The 18,957-nt window shown below is 66.0% G+C and carries 10 protein-coding genes; 2 read left to right on the top strand and 8 right to left on the bottom strand.

Going from position 1 to position 18,957, the window contains the following annotated elements; translation table 11 throughout:
• The 4 genes from ACRVY7_RS12925 to ACRVY7_RS12910 all read right to left on the bottom strand — a co-directional run bounded on the left by ACRVY7_RS12925 (position 1) and on the right by ACRVY7_RS12910 (position 13,083).
• Positions 1 to 4,770 carry an SDR family NAD(P)-dependent oxidoreductase gene (locus ACRVY7_RS12925; protein WP_431817316.1) on the bottom strand — a complete coding sequence of 1,590 codons (4,770 nt, stop codon included), beginning with the start codon at positions 4,768 to 4,770 and terminating at the stop codon, positions 1 to 3.
• Entirely contained in the window at positions 4,770 to 10,256 is a 5,487-nt protein-coding gene (locus ACRVY7_RS12920) for a type I polyketide synthase (protein WP_431817518.1), read from the bottom strand. The genes ACRVY7_RS12925 and ACRVY7_RS12920 overlap by 1 nt, the downstream gene beginning before the upstream one ends.
• Before the next feature lie 2 nt (positions 10,257 to 10,258).
• Positions 10,259 to 11,992 (bottom strand): fatty-acid--AMP ligase, encoded by a 1,734-nt coding sequence (locus ACRVY7_RS12915; RefSeq protein ID WP_049697392.1) that lies wholly within the window; start codon positions 11,990 to 11,992, stop codon positions 10,259 to 10,261.
• 401 nt (positions 11,993 to 12,393) lie between these two features.
• Positions 12,394 to 13,083, bottom strand: a complete 690-nt coding sequence (locus ACRVY7_RS12910) for a thioesterase II family protein (protein ID WP_235434269.1) — start codon at positions 13,081 to 13,083, stop codon at positions 12,394 to 12,396.
• Positions 13,084 to 13,162: 79 nt separating this feature from the next.
• On the opposite strand from ACRVY7_RS12910, the gene ACRVY7_RS12905 reads away from it, so the two are divergent.
• Together ACRVY7_RS12905 and ACRVY7_RS12900 are read left to right on the top strand one after the other, a co-directional pair.
• Positions 13,163 to 13,786: a precorrin-8X methylmutase gene (locus ACRVY7_RS12905; protein ID WP_064869267.1), complete on the top strand. Its 624-nt coding sequence runs from the start codon at positions 13,163 to 13,165 to the stop codon at positions 13,784 to 13,786.
• Positions 13,787 to 13,790: 4 nt separating this feature from the next.
• Positions 13,791 to 15,344 carry a precorrin-2 C(20)-methyltransferase gene (locus ACRVY7_RS12900; protein WP_431817315.1) on the top strand — a complete coding sequence of 518 codons (1,554 nt, stop codon included), beginning with the start codon at positions 13,791 to 13,793 and terminating at the stop codon, positions 15,342 to 15,344.
• Positions 15,345 to 15,376: 32 nt separating this feature from the next.
• Here the strand turns inward: ACRVY7_RS12900 and ACRVY7_RS12895 are convergent, their stop codons facing one another.
• The 4 genes from ACRVY7_RS12895 to dprE2 are packed head-to-tail and all read right to left on the bottom strand — an operon-like array spanning position 15,377 to position 18,931.
• Entirely contained in the window at positions 15,377 to 16,138 is a 762-nt protein-coding gene (locus tag ACRVY7_RS12895; RefSeq protein ID WP_431817314.1) for a cobalt-precorrin-6A reductase, read from the bottom strand.
• Positions 16,135 to 16,923, bottom strand: coding sequence for a precorrin-4 C(11)-methyltransferase (gene cobM / locus ACRVY7_RS12890; RefSeq protein ID WP_431817313.1), 789 nt, complete (start codon positions 16,921 to 16,923; stop codon positions 16,135 to 16,137). Before cobM ends, ACRVY7_RS12895 begins: the two co-directional genes overlap by 4 nt.
• On the bottom strand, positions 16,920 to 18,158 hold the full coding sequence (cbiE, locus tag ACRVY7_RS12885) for a precorrin-6y C5,15-methyltransferase (decarboxylating) subunit CbiE (protein WP_431817312.1): 1,239 nt from the start codon (positions 18,156 to 18,158) through the stop codon (positions 16,920 to 16,922). The genes cobM and cbiE overlap by 4 nt, the downstream gene beginning before the upstream one ends.
• The gene (gene dprE2, locus ACRVY7_RS12880) at positions 18,155 to 18,931 is read right to left on the bottom strand and encodes a decaprenylphospho-beta-D-erythro-pentofuranosid-2-ulose 2-reductase (protein WP_431817311.1); all 777 of its coding nucleotides are present in this window, start codon (positions 18,929 to 18,931) and stop codon (positions 18,155 to 18,157) included. The genes cbiE and dprE2 overlap by 4 nt, the downstream gene beginning before the upstream one ends.
• Between the last annotated feature and the right edge of the window lie 26 nt (positions 18,932 to 18,957).

The raw sequence follows: 18,957 nt of genomic DNA, 5'->3' as shown, positions 1-18,957 counted from the left end.
TCAGCCCAGCCTTTCGGAAAGTGCTTTCAACAGTTCGTCTTCGGAGAGTTCGTCGAAGGAGTCGTCGGGTGCTTCCTCGGTCGCGTCGACCATCTCGGGCAGCGTCGACGCGAGGTACCCGGTCAGTGCTTCGACTGTCGGATAGTCGAACACCACAGATGTGGGCAATTGCTCGCCGAGCGATTCACTCAGCGCGCGCTGGAGTGTCACCGTCATCAACGAGTCCATCCCGAACTGGAAGAACCCGGTGGTGGCGTCGAGTTCTTGAGGCGACGACAACCCCATCACCTTGGCGACCAGTGCTGCGACGTGGTCGCTGAGCAGTTCCCTTCGCTGCGACGGTTCGGCACCCGCGAGCGCCTCGCGCAACTCGGTCGGGCCGTCGGAAGCCGGCAGGTCTGGCTCGTCGACGAGATCGTCGACGATGCGCAGCACCGCACGGGTGCGGTAGGCCGCGGCAAGGGTCGGCCAGTCGGCCGCGACCACCGTCGAGCGCACCGGCGCTCCGGGAGCGGTCGCCGACACCAGCGCACGAATCGCGGTCGGATCGTCCATCGGGAGCAGACCCGAGCCGCGCGTCACCTGACGTTCGATCTCGTCCTGGACCTCGTCGAGCGACTGCCACAGCCCCCAATTGATGGTCGTCGCAGCAAGACCGGCCGCACGACGGGCGTGCGCAAATGCGTCGAGGAAGGTGGTGGTCGCGGCGTAATGCGACAACCACCGCGATCCGGTGAGGCCGGAGATGGACGAGAAGACAACGAAACGATCGACATCGGTGCTCACCGTCATGTCGTGCAGCACCGCGAGCGCGTCGAGCTTGGGCCGGAACATGGCGGAGACATCGTCGTCTGACATGTCGGTCAGCGTCACCGGGCCACCGCCGAACGCGGCGAGGTACACCCCGTCGAGCCGCGGCAGGTCTGCGCCGAAGCGTGCGAACAGCGCTGCCATGTCGTCGCGATCGGTGGCGTCGGCTGCTATCGGAATCACGGTGGTGCCCTGTGCCGCGAGTTCGGTGATCACTCCGTCGAGTCGGTCGCCCGGATTGCGCGACACCGCCACGACAGTGCCCGCACCCATCGATGCCAACTGTCGGATCAGGTGTGGTCCGATATTGCCGGTGGCACCGACAACGAGGTGAGCGCCGTCGGATGCCAGGCGGTCGTCATCCGGGAGCGGCAACGCTGAGGCGCGCGTGAGTCGCGGCACGCGGCGGACTCCGGCGCGATACACCACCTGATCCTCGCGGTCTTCGACCGCGGCCTCGGTGGTCTCGGCGACGAGGTAGCCCGCTGCGAGCGTGAGCGGTACCGATTCGTCGATGTCGACGACCGATCCCCAGAACTCGGGATGCTCGAGTGCCAGCGACCGTCCGAGACCCCACAGCACAGCCTGAGCGGCGGCGGCGCGATCGCCTTCGGAGATCGGCTGCGCGTTGCGCGTCAGGAAGTGAAGTCGCGGCGGTGAGTCGAGTCCGTGCAGTGCCGAGACGAGCGACCGGGCGACGCCGAAGATGCGGTAACCCGCTGCGGCGCCGAAGATTTCATCTGTCGTCAGCGGTGCCGGTGCGTAGAGCACGCGGTCGACGTCGGCGAGGTCGTCGGCAGCGGTGAGCGTCGCGACCTCGTTCTCGTCGACGATGCGCACCGAGTCGGCGCCGAGACGCGCTGCGAGGGCAGCACCGACATCGCGCCCTACCACGACCCAGCGCTCAGCAGAGCTGTTGGAAGATGAGGCGTCGGGGGTTGGCCGGGTCAGGGGTCGCTCCGGCCACGTCAGCTCGTGCCACCACTGTGCCGGGATCGCGGTGTCGACCGGTCCTGTCGGGGCCGGGGTTGCCACCTGCAGGGCGTGCCGCTGCGGGATCGGCATCCAGTGCTGGACGTGCTGCCACGGCGTTGCGGGCAACACCGGGTGTGGCTCGGGCGGATGAGGGGTGCTCGGCGGTCGCGTGGTGGCGGCGGCGCTCACCGCGGTGTGGAACGACACCGTGTCATCACCATCGCGGATCAGGGTGCCGAGCACGTTGTGTACGGCGTCAGCGTTCTCCAGTGTTTCGGAGACCGCCTGGGTGAGCATCGGATGCGGGCTGATCTCGACGAATGTCGCGTTCTCGAGAGCCGCAGCGCCGACCGCTTCAGCAAGGGATACCGGCTGCCGGACGTTGGCCACCCAGTAGTCGGCGTCTGCGGTGGGAGTGGTTCCGGGTGTCACGGTCGAGAAGAAGTCGATGCGGGGCTGTCGGGGTGTGAGTCCTTCGAGCGCGCAACGCAGTTCGTCGAGTATCGGATCCATCAGCGCCGTGTGTGACGCGACCTCCATATTGACCCGTCGCGCGAAGCGACCGGTCGCCGAGACCTGCGCGATGACGGCGTCCACCGCGTCGACCGGGCCGGCGACGACGGTCTGACGCGGCGCGAGGCGTCCGGAGATCTCGACACCGGTGTGGGTGGTCAATAGCTCTTCGACTTCGTCGGCGCCGACGCGCAGCAGCGCTACGGCGCCCAGGCCGCCGAGTCGTGCCATCAATGTCGAGCGAACGGCAATGACGTGTAGCCCTTCGGCTTGCGTCAGCGCACCGGCGACGACTGCGGCGGTGACTTCGCCCATCGACTGACCGATGACTGCGTCGGGATGAACCCCGTAGCTGCCCCACAGTTTCGTCAGCGCCAGTTGGATGCCCAGCAGGACTGGCTGCACCTCGGCGTCGCCGTGCAGGTCCTTCTGCTCACTGATGACATCGCGCAGGGAGAATCCCACCTCCGCGACGAAATCATCGTCGAGTTCGTCGATTGCCGCGGCGAACGCCGGTTCGTCGGTGAGCAGAGCAGCGGCCATCGAGACCCACTGCGATCCCTGACCGGAGTAGACGAAGACGGTGCCCGGCCCGGGTGAAGCGGTTGCGGGCAATCGGACGCCTTCTGCGCTCTCCCCTGCCGCGAGAGCGACCAGGCCTGCGATGGCCCCGGCACGATCGCGGGCGGTGACCGACCCGAAGACCGGTAGTGCTGCCCGGTGGTGATTGAGCGTGTGGGCGATATCGGGGAGCGGAACGCCCGCGCCGTCGGAGTCCATCCATTCGGCGATCGCAGCGGCCTGGGCCGAGACGCGCGCGGGGCTGTTACCCGAGATGACAAGTGTCGCAACGGCTTGTACAGGATCGTCGTCGGCTGCAGCTGCTCGACGTACCGACGGTGCCTGTTCGATGACGACATGTGCGTTGGTGCCGCCGAATCCGAACGACGACACTCCTGCCCGTCGCGGACCCTCAGTGGTCGGCCAGGCGGTCGCCGAATCGACCACCCGCAGTCGTAGTTGCTCGAACGGGATGTGCGGGTTGGGGTTTCGATAGTGGAGGTTGGCCGGGATCGTCCCGCGTTGCACCGCGAGCACGGTTTTGATGAATCCTGCGACACCCGCGGCGGCCTCGAGGTGCCCGAGGTTCGACTTCACCGCTCCGAGAAGGAGTGGTTTGTCTGCCTGCCTGCCGCGCCCGAGAACGGTACCGAGAGCACGCGCTTCGATCGGATCGCCGAGAAGTGTTCCGGTGCCGTGTGTCTCGACGAAGTCGACGTCGTGGGCGGCGATACCGGCGTTCGCGTACGCAGCGCGTAGCACTTCCATCTGGGCGGCGGGATTGGGCGCGAACAGGCCGTTGGAATGTCCGTCCTGGTTGACCGCGGAGCCGCGCACGACCGCGAGTACCCGATCACCGTCGCGTAGCGCGTCGCCGAGGCGCTTGAGCACCACCACGCCCGCGCCCTCGCCGCGGACGAAACCGTCGGCGTCGGCGTCGAACGAGTGGCAGGCACCCGAGGTCGACAGTGCGGCAGATTGATCGAAGCCGTGGAAGACCGCAGGCGACAGAAGCAGATTGACCCCCGCCGCGAGCGCGACGTTGCAATCCTGCAGACGCAGGCTCTGACACGCGAGGTGGATCGCCACCAACGACGACGAGCAGGCCGTGTCGATGGTCATCGAAGGCCCGCGCAGGTCGAGGAAGTACGACAGGCGATTGGCGATGATGCTCAGCGCTCCGCCGAGGTTGTTCCACGCGTCGACGCCCGGGAGGTCGGTGGAGGCCAGGAAACCGTACTCACTGACGCACGCGCCGACGAAGACGCCCGTCGGCGAGCGCTTCAGCGTCCCCGGTGCGATTCCGGCATTTTCCACTGCCTCCCAGGCGGTTTCGAGAAGCAGGCGTTGCTGAGGGTCCATCTTTGCGGCTTCGCGCGCGGTGATCTCGAAGAAGTCGGCGTCGAATCCCGCGATGTCGTCAAGGAAGGCGCCGTGCCGCGTTGTCGACTCCAGAGCCGCCCGTACTTCCGGGGTGCCGTCGTCGAAGCGTTCCCAGCGTTCGGCGGGAACCGTACCGACGGCATCGCCGCCCGTTGAGAGGAAGTCCCAGTACTGCGCAGTGCCGTGCACGCCACCGGGTAAGCGACAGCTCATGCCGACCACCGCGATCGGGTCGTCGAGCGTGCCTGCGCTCACCGTGTGGTCGCTGACGTCGATGGGCTCGTCGTGCAACAGGTAGTGGACGAGCGAGTTGATCGTCGGGTGCTCCCAGAACTCGACCGGCGAGACGTGACGCCGCAGGAGTTCGGAGAGTTCGCCCGAGAGAACAACCGAATCACGCGATCCCACACCGAGATCGGCCATCGAGGCCTCGGGGTCGACCTCGTGGCGCGCACAACCGGTCATGGCCACGAGGTGATCGACCATCCACTCCCGAAGGCTGTTGTCGTCGAAGTCGTGTGCCGCCATCAGAGCCCCGGCTCCGCTCCGAGCGGTGAGGACTCGACGTCGTCGAACAGGCTGTCGAGCAGCCCGTCGGACTCGGTGTCGAACTCGTCGTCGACATCGTCGGACTCCTGCGGAGCGATCTTGTCGGCGAGGTGGGTGGCGAGCGCCGCAACGGTCGGATGGTTCCACAGCATCGTGGCCGAGAGTTCGATCCCGGCGAGCTTCTCCGCGTCGCGGCGGATCGACATCGCCATCACCGAGTTGAGACCCAACTCGGCGAACGGAACATCGGATTCGAGGTCGGCCTCGGGAAGTCGTAGCTCGTGGGCGAGAATCGCGCGCAATCCGTTCTCCAGGGTGCTCAACATCTCGGCGCGGTCCATCCGATCCCATGCGTGCGTGTCGATCTCGTCGGCGGTGTACGACACCGACGCGTCAGCGCGTGGAAGGACGACGGCTTGCGCGACGTCGAAGCGGTCGATGTACTCCCACGCCGCGAGTGCCTCGCCGACCCGGACGGGACGCGACCCGACGCGTTCGAGCTCAGCGACGACGAGGTCGGCATCGGCGGCGAAGCCGAGGCCCTCCCACGCCACCCAGTCGATGCTGAGGGTGCGCCCATGTGATGGGTTGGCGAAGCGTGCGAAGGCGTCGAGATAGGCATTCGCCGCGGCATAGCCGCCTTGTCCCGGAATGCCGAACAGGGCGCCCGCACTTCCGGTGAGATGGCAGAAGTCCAGTTCGGAAGCCTCGAAGACCTCCGACAGAGCTTGTGTGCCTGCAATCTTGGGCCGGATGACGGTGTGGAGCGTTTCGGCGTCGGTATCTGTGAGGAGTCGGTTCACCGTGACACCCGCAGCGTGGATCACGCCGCGTACCTGCGGAGCACCCGCGTCGTCGCGGCGCTCGAGGAAGGCACGCAGCGCCGAGGCGTCGGCGACGTCCAGTGCGACGGGCTCCACTGCGACGCCCCGTGCCTCCAGCGCACGAACACCGTCGATGCGTGTGCGCGTGGACGAGTCGACGTTCTCGTCGTCCCACGTCCGCCGCGGTGGTAGTCCGTTACGACCGGCGAGGATGATCCGCCGTGCGCCACGCCCGGCGAGCCAGTCGGCGATCACCAGACCAAGTGCACCCAGGCCGCCGGTGATGAGGTACGAGGCGTCAGCACGACACCGCAGCGCTTCCCGGACGGGCCCAGACTCGAGCAGAACCGACTCGAGCGGAACCGTTGTGGGAACGGACAATTGCTCGTCGATGAGCGAACCGATGGCCTTGAACGGGGTGGCCATCGCCGCGGCGAGCGACGACGCGTTGGCGGTGAGGTCTGCGTCCGCCGGTAGGTCGATCAGCCCGCCCCAGATGTCGGGTTGCTCCTCGGCGATCACTGTCGCGAGTCCCCAGAGCGCGCTCTGGGCGAGATCCCCTGCCGCGGTTGGTGTGCGGACACCGCGGGTCACGAGCCACAGTGTCGTGGCGCTATCGCGTTGAGCGAGACGCCGCACCCACTCGGTGACCTCCGAACCCATACGCACCGCGTCCGCGGCGTGATCACCCGTCGATGCTCCCCCGGCGTAGACGACATGCCGTGCTGTCGACGCATCGTCGACGACGTCGACGCCCGCGGTGCGCAGGGCTGCTGCGACCGCGTTGCCCTCTCCGACGACCGCGACCGAGCCGCTCGGTGCCGCAGCGCGATCGGCGTCGAACTCCATCGGTTGCCACTCGAGTACGTGTGTCATCGACTCCGGCGGCAGATCGGGAGTCGGCGCGTCGGTTCCGTCGACGGCCGCGAACCGCAGTCCGCGAATGTCGAGAAGCGGGCCGTCTGGGCCGTTCGCGGTGACGTCGACGACCAGCCCGTCCTCCACGGTGCGGTTTCGTCGGATGTCGATCGTCGCCCTCGGATCGGTGACATCGTCTGCCAGCCAGACGAACTCGGTCGCGGACGGCACCATGAGGTCACGATTCGAGTCGTCGACGAGGCGCGCGAGGTGCGCGGCTGCGTCGAGTACGGCGGCAACGGAAGGTTCGGGTAGGTCGACTTCGGCCGACAACCGCTCCGGCGATCCGTGCAGACCCGAGAATGTCCACTCGAAGGGTTGGCCTGTCACACCCCACTCGCGCAGGAACTCCGCCGTAGAACGACCCTGCGCGGCGGTGATCGGCGCGAGGCCATTGAGTTCGGATGTCTGTGTCGCGGGTGGTTCGACGACCGCGTGGGCGGTCGCGTGTCGCACCCACGTCGACGTGTCGGACGCCGAGCGCGACGAGATCGACACGACGTCGCCGGCGGCCACGACCTGGACGAGTCGAGGGCGGTCGAGAGCGATCGGATAGTGGAATCGAACCTCGCCGATGTGCTCGATGCCGACGCTGCGGGAGGCGTCGACCAGGGTGGCGAGGAGTACCGAGACCGGCACCACCTCGAGGCCGTTGAGTTCGTGTGAACCCGGATACGGCTTGGTGTGCGCGGTGAGATCTGCCCGCCAGAGATGCGTGCCCGCGGTGTCGGCGACGTCGATACGCTCGCCGAGCAGTGTGCCGTTCGTCGGCACCACCGCAGCCGCCGTTGTACGTTCGGGCAGTTCGATCCAGTGCGACGTGTGCTGCCAGACAGTGGCAGGCAGCTGCACATGCGGCTCGGCGCCGTGCGAACTCGTCGGAGGCGTCGTGGTCTGCGCCGCGTTCAGGTTGGTGTGGAAGGTCAGCGCATCGTCCTGGTTGCGCAGCAACGTCGCGACGGAGTGGTGATGAACGTCGGCGAGCGTGTCGTCGATCGCGTAGGTGAGTATCGGGTGCGGGCTGACCTCGATGAACACGCCGTGCGCGTCGCCTGCGGCGCTGATCGCCTGCGAAAACCGCACCGGATTGCGGAGATTCGAGCACCAGTAGTCTGCGTCGAACCGCGGTTCGCCCTCGGCAAGGGTTGTGGTGATCAGCGGAATGGTTGGTCGACGCGGGGTGAGATCGGCCAACTCGGTGCGGAGATCCGGCAGAACCGGGTCGATGATCGGATGGTGGGAGGCGACGTCGACCTCGATGCGGCGGGCGAGCTTGTCGCTTGCGGCAACCTTGGCTACCGCGGCGTCGACCTGGTCGGGTGGGCCGGCTATCACCGTCTGTCGCGGCGACGCGTGCACCGCGACGGTCACGTCCGGATATGTGTTCACCAGTGCTGTCGCAGCGTCGGCGTCGAGTTCTACGAGGGCCATCGCGCCCTGGCCCGACAGCGCGGACATCAGTCGCGAACGGGTTGCGATGACCTTGAGACCATCGGCGACGGACAGCGCACCGGACACGACAGCCGCCGCGACCTCCCCCATCGAATGTCCGATGACGGCGTCGGGGATGACGCCGTACGAGCGCCACAGTCGGGTGAGTGCCAATTGCAGACCGGTGAGGACGGGCTGGATGCGGCTGATACCGACAACCGGTTCACCTGCGCGGACGACGTCGACCAGCGAGAAGCCGACCTGTGCGACGAAGTCCGGTTCGATGTCGGCGAGCGCCGCCGCGAACTCGGGTTCCGAATCGAGCAGTGTGCGCGCCATACCCGCCCACTGCGATCCCTGCCCCGAGTACACGAAAACGGTGCCGGGCCTGCACCGTCCACCGTGAACATCGACGAGCCCCGGTGCCGTGTCGCCCGCCGCGAGAGCGCGCAGACCCACGACCGCCTGCTGGTTGTCGCGCGCGGCCACCGTGGCGAACGTGGAGTGTCGCGTGCGGTGGTGATCGAGGGTGTGGGCGACGTCGGCCAGTGATACGTCGGCACCGGCACCGTCGAGCCAGTCGGCCAGCGCTGAAGCCTGTGCGCGCACTCGATCGGCGGTCTTCGCCGTCACGGTGAGTGTCGTCACCGCAGCGATGCTTGCCCCAGAGTTCGTAGCCCCAGAGTTCGTAGCCCCAGAGTTGATAGGCGCAGTCGCATGCGCGGGCGGGGCCTGTTCGAGTACGACGTGTGCGTTGGTGCCGCCGAAGCCGAACGAGGACACACCGGCGCGCCGAGGCCGATCGCGTTCGGGCCACCCGGTGTGCTCGGCAACGACCCGCAGGCGCAGGTTGTCCATGTTGATGTGCGGGTTCGGTTGGGAGAAACCGAGATTCGCCGGAATGTTTCCACGGTCGACGGCTAGGACAGCCTTGATGAAGCCGGCAACACCGGCCGCGGCCTCGAGGTGACCGATGTTCGACTTGACCGCACCGATGAGGAGCGGATCGTCGGAGCTGCGGCCGCGTCCGAGAACGGTACCCAGTGCCCGTGCTTCGATGGGATCGCCCAGAAGTGTTCCGGTGCCGTGGGTTTCGACATAGTCGACGTCGCGGGTGGTGAGGCCTGCGGCTGCGTACGCACCGCGCAACACGGCCATCTGCGCCGATGGGTTGGGCGCCATCAGACCGTTGGAATGGCCGTCCTGATTGACTGCAGAACCGCGCACGACGGCGATCACGTTGTCGCCGTCGCGAATCGCGTCGGACAGCCCTTTCAGCACCACGACGCCCGCACCCTCACCGCGCACATAACCGTCGGCGGCTGCGTCGAACGAGTGGCACTGTCCGCTCTGCGACATCGCCTCCGCGGTATCGAAGCTGCGGGTGATCGCGGGCGACAGCATCACATTGACGCCCGCGGCCAGCGCGAGTGTCGATTCGCCCGAACGCAGACTCTGGCATGCGAGATGGATGGCCACGAGCGACGATGAGCATGCGGTGTCGATGGTGACCGACGGACCGCGGAGGTCGTAGTGGTACGACAGGCGGTTGGAGATGATCGACGACGCTCCGCCGGTCCCCGACCACGCGTCGACCTGACTCAGGTCGCTCGTCGCCAACGCACCGTACTCACCGGCACACGAACCCGCGAAAACACCGGTCTGCGAGTGACGCAACGCGCCGGCCGGGATGCCGGCGTGGTCGAGCGCCTCCTGGGTGACCTCCAGCAGCAGACGCTGCTGCGGGTCCATCTTGTCGGCCTCGCTCGGTGAGATGTCGAAGTACTCGGCATCGAAGGCGTCGACCTCGGACAGGTAGCCGCCCCACCGCGTGGTGCGCCGCAGAGCGTTGGCCGTCTCGTTGCGGCCGTCGTCAAACTGTGTCCACCGTCCCTCGGGGACGGTGCTGACACCGTTGCCGTGGTCGAACAGGAAAGCCCAGTATTTCTCCGGCCCGAAGACATCGCCGGGAAACCGACAGCCGATGCCGATGACGGCGATGGCGTCGTCGGTGGGCTGTGAGTGTGGCAGGTCGACGGTGTTCGTCTGTGCTGCTTCGGGATTGGCGACGAAAGCTGCCAGCGTGGCGATCGTCGGATGCTCCCAGAAATCGACGGGCGAGATCTGTCGACCCGCGAGTTCGGACAGTTCGCCCGACATGACGACCGCATCGCGCGATCCCACACCGAGGTCGTTGAACGCAGTGTCGACGTCGATGTCGTCGGCTTCACAACCCATACGCACGAGCTGGTCGACCAGCCATGCCCTCAGATCCGCCTCGTCTCGAGGCATAGTCACTGCGCGGAGTCCAATCCGACGAACACGCCGTCCCGGTAATGGTCGCCGACCGACGACCGACGCGTCTTGCCGCTCGTGGTGATCGGAATGGAGCCGGGTGCAACGAAGACCACGTCCGCGGCCCGGACGCCATGACGATTCGACACAGCCGAAGTCACCTCGTTGCGCAACTGTGCGTAATCGACCTGCGCGCCGCGATCTTTGACCTCGGCGACCACCACGAGTTGTTCCGCCGATCCACGGTCGACCGACACCGCCGCGACCCTTCCGCGGGTGAGTTCGGTGACCGTACCTTCTATGTCATCGGGGTAGTGGTTGCGCCCGTCGATGATCAGAAGATCCTTGATGCGGCCTGTGATGAACAGGTCGCCCTCCGACAGGACTCCGAGATCACCGGTGCGCAGCCATGGTCCGGCCGGTGTGGTGGGCGCGGGATCTTCTATCCATCCCCCGAACACCTTCTCGGTGAGCTCGGGATTGCGCCAGTAACCTGCGGGAACGTTGTCGCCATGCACCCATATCTCCCCGACTTTGTCGGCGGGATTCTCCTGGCGGGACTCAGGATCGACGATCCGGAAGGTCACCGAACGCTCGGGTCCGTGGCTCATCAGTTCCGAGCCGTCCTGGCCCTCACCGCTTCGCCGTGCCCAGCCCGAGGCGAGCTTCTCGAAGTCGAAGTTGATGCCCTCTGACGTGCGTCCCGGCGTCAGAGCCGCCACGTACAGCGTCGCCTCGGCCAAACCGTATGCCGGACGAACAATATTGCTGGGCAAAGCATTTCGCTCGAATCTGTCGACGAACCGACGCACTGTGCTGGCGTGTACACGCTCTGCACCACACATGAACGCGGTCACGCCGGACAGATCACGTCCCGCGAGGTCGTCGTCGGTGGTCCTGCGGGCCGCGAGCTCGTACGCGAAGTTGGGTGCGGAGGTGAACGTCTTACCGTAGGAGGCCATCGTGGTGATCCAGCGAGATGGCTTCTGCAAGAACGCCATCGGGCTCATGTCGACGGTGCGTCGGCCAGACAGAATGCCGCCGCAGATGCCCAATAGCAGGCCCATGTCGTGGTAGAAGGGCAGCCACGACACCAGCACGGTATCGGGATCGGGCCAGCCGCCGTGATGAGCGAACATGTCGCTGATCAGTTGGTCGAGGTTCGTGACGACATTCCGGTGCGACACCATCACTCCGCGTGGAGCGCTGGTCGAGCCCGAAGTGTATTGCAGCACTGCGGTTTTGCTTTGTCGCACGTTATCCGGGTAATCGTCGACGGGCGCGTCGGCATCGAGCGCATCGATCTCGATGACCGTCGGTGTGGCTCCCGCCATCTCCTGTGCGTACGGGAGTACGTCGTCGATGACGGTGGTTGTGGCGAAGATGACCGACGGGGTGCAGTCGGATAGCGCAGAACTGATCCGTTCGTCGTGGTGCGCACCGAACATCGGCACGGACAACGGTACGACGATGAACCCTGCTTCCATCGCGCCGAGAAACGCGACGATGTAGTCGAGGCTCTGTGGAGCGAGGATCGCTGCGCGATCACCCGGACTGCCATGCCTGAGCAATTCCGCGGCAACGACACGAACGCGCTGATAAAGCTCACGAAACGTCAGTGATTCTTCATATCCAGCCTGGTCGATGTCGTAATCGATAAAACTGAAAGCGACGTCGTCAGGTTGCGCAGCAGCCCTACCCCGAAGAATGGACGGGATCGTTTGCTGCGACAAATTTGGCTTTGCCGGCCCGGTGAAATCAACCGAACTTGTTACATCCACGATGCATTCGCTTTCCCCCCGACAGAGAATGTGCGATGACACTCAGGCGACGGCTTCCCCTCGTCGTCGATGAGTCTTCCCCAAATAACCAGAGCGTCCAGAACGATAATACTTCGATTCACGAACGTGGAACGAAGGCTAGCAGCCGCAGTGTCTGCACGCCACCGGGGAGTGCGTGAATTGAGTTTCCAAATGCAACCAAATTTTGCGAACGATCAGCAGTGCCTTGATGCTTCGGACAGCTCAGTTCTTCGAGTCGCGCGTGACCTGTGCGAACAGAACTTGGTCATTTGTTCCAATCAAACTGGGTCATTTGTTCCAGTCGGCGACCTGTGAGTTACCTATCAAGATTCTCAGGTGACAGGCAGCTTCTGCTCGATGTCGGCCACCACCTCGGAGAGGTTGTCCGTGAGGTAGAAGTGATGGCCCGCAAACTCCCGCATCGTGAACTCTGCGGTTGTCCTTTCCTGCCAGGGGCTGACCTTTTCGGTAGTTGCGACCTCGTCGTCGTCGGCGTAGTAGACGTGTATTGGGCACGACAGCGTGGCATCCGGGGGGCATTGATATGCCGTGATGGCTTTGAAACCGCGCAGTGTCGGCAGAATTCGGGCCTGAAATTCCTCACTCTCGAGGAGTGCCGGGTCGACGCCTGTCATTTCCGACACCGCGTCAAGCAAGCCGCGATCGGATTCGGGAATGTAGTCGTATCCGCTGCGGCCGGGCGCGGCGCAAGCCGACACGAAGAGCGCCTCGACTCTGCGGCCTGCTGCCTCGAGGATGCGCGCGGTCTCGAATGCCACCAGCGCGCCCATGCTGTGTCCGAACAGGGCTATGCGCGCGTCGGGGTCAGCAGGAAGCTTGCTGACGACCGTGTTGGCGAGTTCAGGTATCCCTCTGAACGACGCGAGGTCGTGAGTTCCGTTCTTGCCGGGGTATTGCACGGCGATTCGTTTCACACCGGACGTGAAGGTCCGCGCGAATGGTACGTAGAAGCTGGCCGATCCGCCGGCATGCGGGAATATGTACAGTGTTGGCGCACTCACGCCGGTCACCCTATCCTGTCGAGCCAGGGGGCAACCGATCTGTTGGTCGTGACGACGGCCCCGATAGGGTTGAGCCATTATGCCCGACTACCTACGCGACGCCGCCGAGATCTACCGGCAGTCCTTTGCCACCATCCGAGCCGAAGCCGATCTGGCCGGATTCGCCCCGGACGTCTCCGGGGTTGTCGTACGCATGATTCACGCGTGTGGCGAAACAGATTTGACCAAGGACGTGATCGCGACGTCCGGCGTCGTCTCCGCGGCACGATCTGCTCTCGAGGCGGGTGCACCCATTCTGTGTGACTCGACGATGGTCGCCAGCGGAGTGACCCGCAAGCGATTGCCCGCGGACAACGAGGTGCTGTGCTATCTCGGAGAGCCGGGCCTGCCGGCACTCGCCGAGCAACTGTCGACCACGCGGACCGCTGCGGCCGTCGAGTATTGGCGGGACCGACTCGACGGAGCGGTCGTCGCGATCGGTAACGCACCGACCGCGTTGTTCGCGCTTCTCGACGTCATCGACGCGGGCGCGCCCCGCCCGGCGGCGATCGTCGGCGCACCCGTCGGTTTCATCGGAGCTGCGGAATCCTGTGCGGCACTGGCGAACCGCGATGATCTCGACTTCATCACCGTCGCCGGACGTCGAGGCGGTTCGGCGATCGTTGCCGCCGCGATCAACGCACTGGCGAGTGCACAGGAATGACGCTGTGACGACACCACGCAACGAGGAAAGTGCGGCGAAAGAGGCGCGCTACGGAAAGCTCTGGGGCGTAGGACTCGGCCCGGGCGACAGCGAGTTGGTCACCGTCAAAGCCGCGCGGATCATTGCCGCTGCCGACGTCATCGCCTATCACAGCGCTCGCCATGGAAACAGTATTGCCCGGGGCGTCGCCGAGCCGTATCTGCGCGGCGATCAGATCGAAGAGCGTCTGATGTACCCGATCACGGTCGAGGCAACCGATCATCCCGGCGGCTACCGCGGCGCCCTCAACGACTTCTATGCCGAGAGCGCCGAAACACTCGCGGCGCACCTGCGGGCCGGGCGGGATGTCTGTCTGTTGGCCGAGGGTGACCCGCTGTTCTTCAGCTCGTACATGCATATGCACAAACGCCTTGCCGACGACTTCGATGCAGAGATCATTCCCGGGGTGACGTCTGTGAGTGGGGCGTCGTCTGCACTGGGCATCCCGCTCGTCGAAGGCGAAGAAATACTGACCGTTGTACCGGGAACACTCCCGGTCGACGAGTTGACCGCGGTGTTCGCCGGCGCCGATGCCATCGCGGTGCTCAAACTGGGCCGCACGTTCTCGACTGTGTGCACGGCCCTCGAACGAGTCGGACGGCTCGACGAAGCTTGGTATGTGGAAAGGGCCTCGACGCCGGCGCAGCGCGTGCTGCCGCTCACCGACGTCGACCCGTCGGAAGTCCCGTACTTCTCGATGGTCGTCGTTCCCGGCCGACGGAACAATCCGCGCTTCGAGGCGTCCGTTCCCGAGCCCGGGACCGGTGAGGTCGTCGTGGTCGGGCTCGGACCGGGAGCGCCGACACAGACCACGCCGCAGGTGCGCGCCGAACTGGCGTCGGCCACCGACTTCGTCGGCTATCGAACGTATCTCGCGCGGGTGACGCCCCGGCCGGGACAGCGGATGCATGCCAGCGACAACCGCGTGGAGGCCGAACGCGCGGAGTTCGCGCTCGACCTCGCTTCGCGGGGTGCTCGCGTGGCCGTCGTGTCGTCCGGTGACCCGGGCGTGTTTGCCATGGCGGCGGCGGTGGCCGAGGTAGCGGCTCAGCCGCGTTGGGCCGACGTGCCCGTCCGCGTTGTGCCGGGGGTGACCGCGGCAACGGCGGTCGCTGCGGTCACCGGCGCCCCACTCGGGCACGACTTCGCGGTGATCTCGCTCTCGGACAGGCTCAAACCGTGGGAGCTGATCGAAGCCAGGATTCGGCACGCAGTTCAGGCCGATCTGGTGATCGCCGTCTACAACCCCGGATCGCAGAGCAGGACATGGCAGGTGCCACGCCTTCACGACCTGCTGCGCGAGATGGTTCCCGACGACCGCGTCCTGATTGTCGGGCGCGATGTCGGCGGACCGGAGCAGACGCTGTCGGTGACGACCGTCGGCGCGTTCGATCCGTCGATCGTCGACATGCGCACGATGCTCATCATCGGATCGTCTGCGACGACGGTTGCCGAGCGCAGTGGTGGTCGTCTGGTGTTCACGCCCCGTCATCACACGCCAGATGGTGACGGCGCCTGATCATCGCGGCGCCTGATCATCACGGTGTCTGATCATCGCAGCGTCTGGCCGGTGAGCAGGTCACGGACGAGTTCGACGGCGCCTGCTGCGTCCTCGACGGTTGGCATCACGGGTTCGCTCGGACGGTCGACCATCACGACCTCGATGCCGAGAGTCCTTGCGGCATCGAGCTTTGCGCGCGTCATGTCACCGCCGCTGTTCTTCGTGACGAGCACGTCGATACGGTGCTCACGCATCAGGTCGATCTCGTCGGCGAGATGGTAGGGACCACGCGACCGGATCACGGTGTGGTGTCTGGGCGTGGCGGTCTGCGGAGGGTCGACGACCCGGATGAGGAACCATGCCGAGGAGTTCTCGGCGAATGCGTCGACGTCCTGCCTGCCGGTGGTCAGGAATACGCGTGCTCGTCGGCCGTCGAGATGCCTTGCTGCACTGGCTATATCCGGAACCTGGACCCAGGTATCCCCGACATCCGGTGACCACGGTGCGCGACATAGCCGGACGATAGGTACAGCGAGGTCGCCGGCCGCGGCTGCGGCGTTGGCGCTGATGCCACTCGCGAAGGGATGGGTCGCATCCACGACGACGCGAATAGCGTTGTCGTGCAGCCATGTCCGCAAGCCGGGCACTCCCCCGAAGCCGCCTATGCGTACGGCACCGACGGGCAGCCGAGGATCGCCGACCCGCCCCGCGAGTGAAGAGATCACGGGAATGCGCTCGGCGACGAGTCGGGCAGCCAGCTCGCGGGCTTCGCCTGTGCCCCCGAGCACCAGCACGGCCGGTGCGTCGCTCATGTGGCGGACGGTCTGTCGTCGTGACCGCCACTGCGGAGTTTGGTCATCCGCGCGTGCGAGTAGAGGTAGCTGTCTGTGGGGGTCGAGGTTGCCGGATCGAGCACCTTGCCGACGAAAATGACCGCGGTGCGGCGGATTCCGTGGTCGTCGAGCCGTTGCGGCAGGTCCGACAACGCGCATCTGATCACCACCTGATCGTCGCGGGATGCGAATGCGACTGTAGCCGTGGGGCATTGCGGCCCGTAGTGGTCGGCGAGCGCCTCGACGATCTGCGGCGCGCGGTGCGCGGCGAGGTGCAGTGCGAGGGTGACACCCGACTGCGCCAGGTGCGCGAGTTCCTCACCCGGCGGCATGTCCGTCGACAGCGTCGACACGCGGGTGATGAGAAGACTCTGACCGACCCCGGGCACCGTGAGTTCGGTGTCGAGGGCAGCTGCGGCCGCGGCGAACGCGGGTACGCCGGGCACGATCTCGACGCCGATCCCCAAGCGTCGGAGCTCACGGTGTTGCTCGGTGAACGCCGAATACAGCGAAATATCGCCGGAATGCAGACGTGCGACGTCGGCGCCGGACGCGTCTGCCTCGACGATGTGCCCGATGATCTCGTCGAGCGGCATCCTGGCCGTGTCGATCAGGGTGGCGTCGGCCGGACAGAGTTCGAGTAGCTCCTGCGGGACAAGCGATCCGGCGTAGAGACAGGTGGTGCACTCGCCCAGGACGCGTGCCCCACGCAGGGTGATGAGGTCGGCTGCGCCGGGGCCTGCGCCGATGAAGTAAACGGTCACGACTCGTCGTCCGTTCGTGTGACAACCCACTGCACGATCGGCAGCGCGGGACGCCATGTCGTCATGGATCCGAGCGGCTCGACGGTCTCGATGGAGAATCGTCGCAGAAGTCCCCCGAGTCGGCTGTGCCATTCGACAAGCAGTGACTGGGTTTCGACCGTGACAGCGTTCGCGACGAGGCGCCCACCCGGGAGTAACGCGTGCCACGAGGCGGTCAGGACCTCGTCGTCGAGTCCTCCCCCGATGAAGATCGCGTCCGGATCCGGTGCGTCACGCAGTGATTCGGGCGCGGCGCCCTGCACGGTCAGCGCGCCCGCCACACCGTGACGGGCGGCGTTGCGCGCGAGGCGCGCGGCACGGACGTCGTCGTGCTCGAAGGCGATGGCGGTCCCGTCGGAGTCCGCGCGCAACCACTCGATGGCCACGCTCCCCGACCCGGAACCGACATCCCAGAGGAGTCCTCGCCCACCTGGCGCGAGGGCCGCGACGGTCAAGGCCCGCACCGCCGACTTGGTGAGTTGTCCATCATGCTCGTACGCGTCGTCGGGTAGCCCCGGTAGGCGCGTCGTCCGAGGTCCGACACAGTCGATGGCAACGATGTTGAGCGCATCGTGAGGTTGAGGTCGGTACGAGCGCGCAACCGACTCGATGATCCGTTGGCATGGGCCACCGAGTTGTTCGAGAACGGTCATCGTCGACCAGCCGAAACCGTTGCGCACCAGCACCTCGGCGATCGCGGCGGGTGTCTGAGCTCCCCTGCTGAGCACGAGGATCCGACGGCCGTCGGTCAACGCGGGCACCACGACGTCGGCGTCGTCGCGCAGCGTGCTGATCACCTGTGTGCGAGACAGGTCCCACCCGAGTTCGGCACAGGCGAGACTCGCCGACGACACGGTCGGGAGCACCCGAACCCGGTTGCGCCCCACGGCATTGACGATCGTCGACCCGACACCGTGGAACATCGGGTCGCCGCTCGCCAGGACGTGCACGGTCGCGTCAGAAGCCGGGGAGTCTGACGATCCGGACAGCACCTGCTGTAGGTGCTCGGACATCGGCGAACGCCATGCCACCGTCGTCGTGTCGAGCTCGGGCAGGAGTTCGAGTTGGCGTGTTGATCCGTATACGACTGTGGCGCTGCGTAATTCGTCGCGCGCGCGATCGGTCAGTCCGGCCCAGCCGTCGGCGCCGATCCCGACGACGACGAATTCTGGTGTATCCGTCGTCGCGACCGTCATCGGGGCAACCTGCGCCAGATCGCACGCGGTACGAATTGCATCGCGAATCCGACGAAGCGCAGTGGTCCGGGAATCCACACCTCCCAACGGCCGCGGTGGTACGCCCGTGCCACAGCGTCTGCCACCTGTTCGGCGTCGACCGACATCGGCGCCGGCTTGGTTCCGGAGGCCATGAGTTCTGCTGTCATGTTGCCGACCACGAAACCCGGGCGGGCGAGCAACAATCGGACGCCCGATCCATGGAGTGCGTCCGACAAACCACTGGCGAAGCCGTCGAGTCCCGCCTTTGCCGACCCGTACACGTAGTTGCCGCGTCGTACCCGCACTCCGGCGATCGACGAGAAGACGATCATGGTGCCCGATGACTGACGCCGCAGTGCGTTGGCCAGCGGCGTCAGCACACTGATCTGGCCGACGTAGTCGGTCTGGGCTATCTGCAGCGCGTGCGCGACGTCGGTTTCGGCGCGGTGTTGATCGCCGAGAATGCCGAACGCGACGATCGCCGCGCCGATGGGCCCGTGATCGGCTGTGATCGCCTCGATGAGCGACGAGTGCGTGTCGGTCGCATCGGCGTCGAATTCGACGGCGCTGACGTCGCTGGCGCCCGCCGCGCGCATAGCGGCGATTTCGTCGTCGAGGTCGGCGGCGCGGCGCGCGGCGAGAACAACACTCTTGCCTGCCACCAGTTTTTTCGTGAGGGCGATCCCGATCTCGCTGCGTCCACCGAAGAGGACTACCGTCCCCGGATCGTCGTGTGAATTGCTCCGCGCCATGACACGCAGTATTCCACCGGCGTGCG

Source organism: Gordonia jacobaea, from assembly GCF_965344965.1.
Lineage (GTDB): Bacteria > Actinomycetota > Actinomycetes > Mycobacteriales > Mycobacteriaceae > Gordonia > Gordonia jacobaea.
Note: the sequence above shows the minus strand (reverse complement) of the source record. Positions and strands in the feature narration are given on the sequence as shown.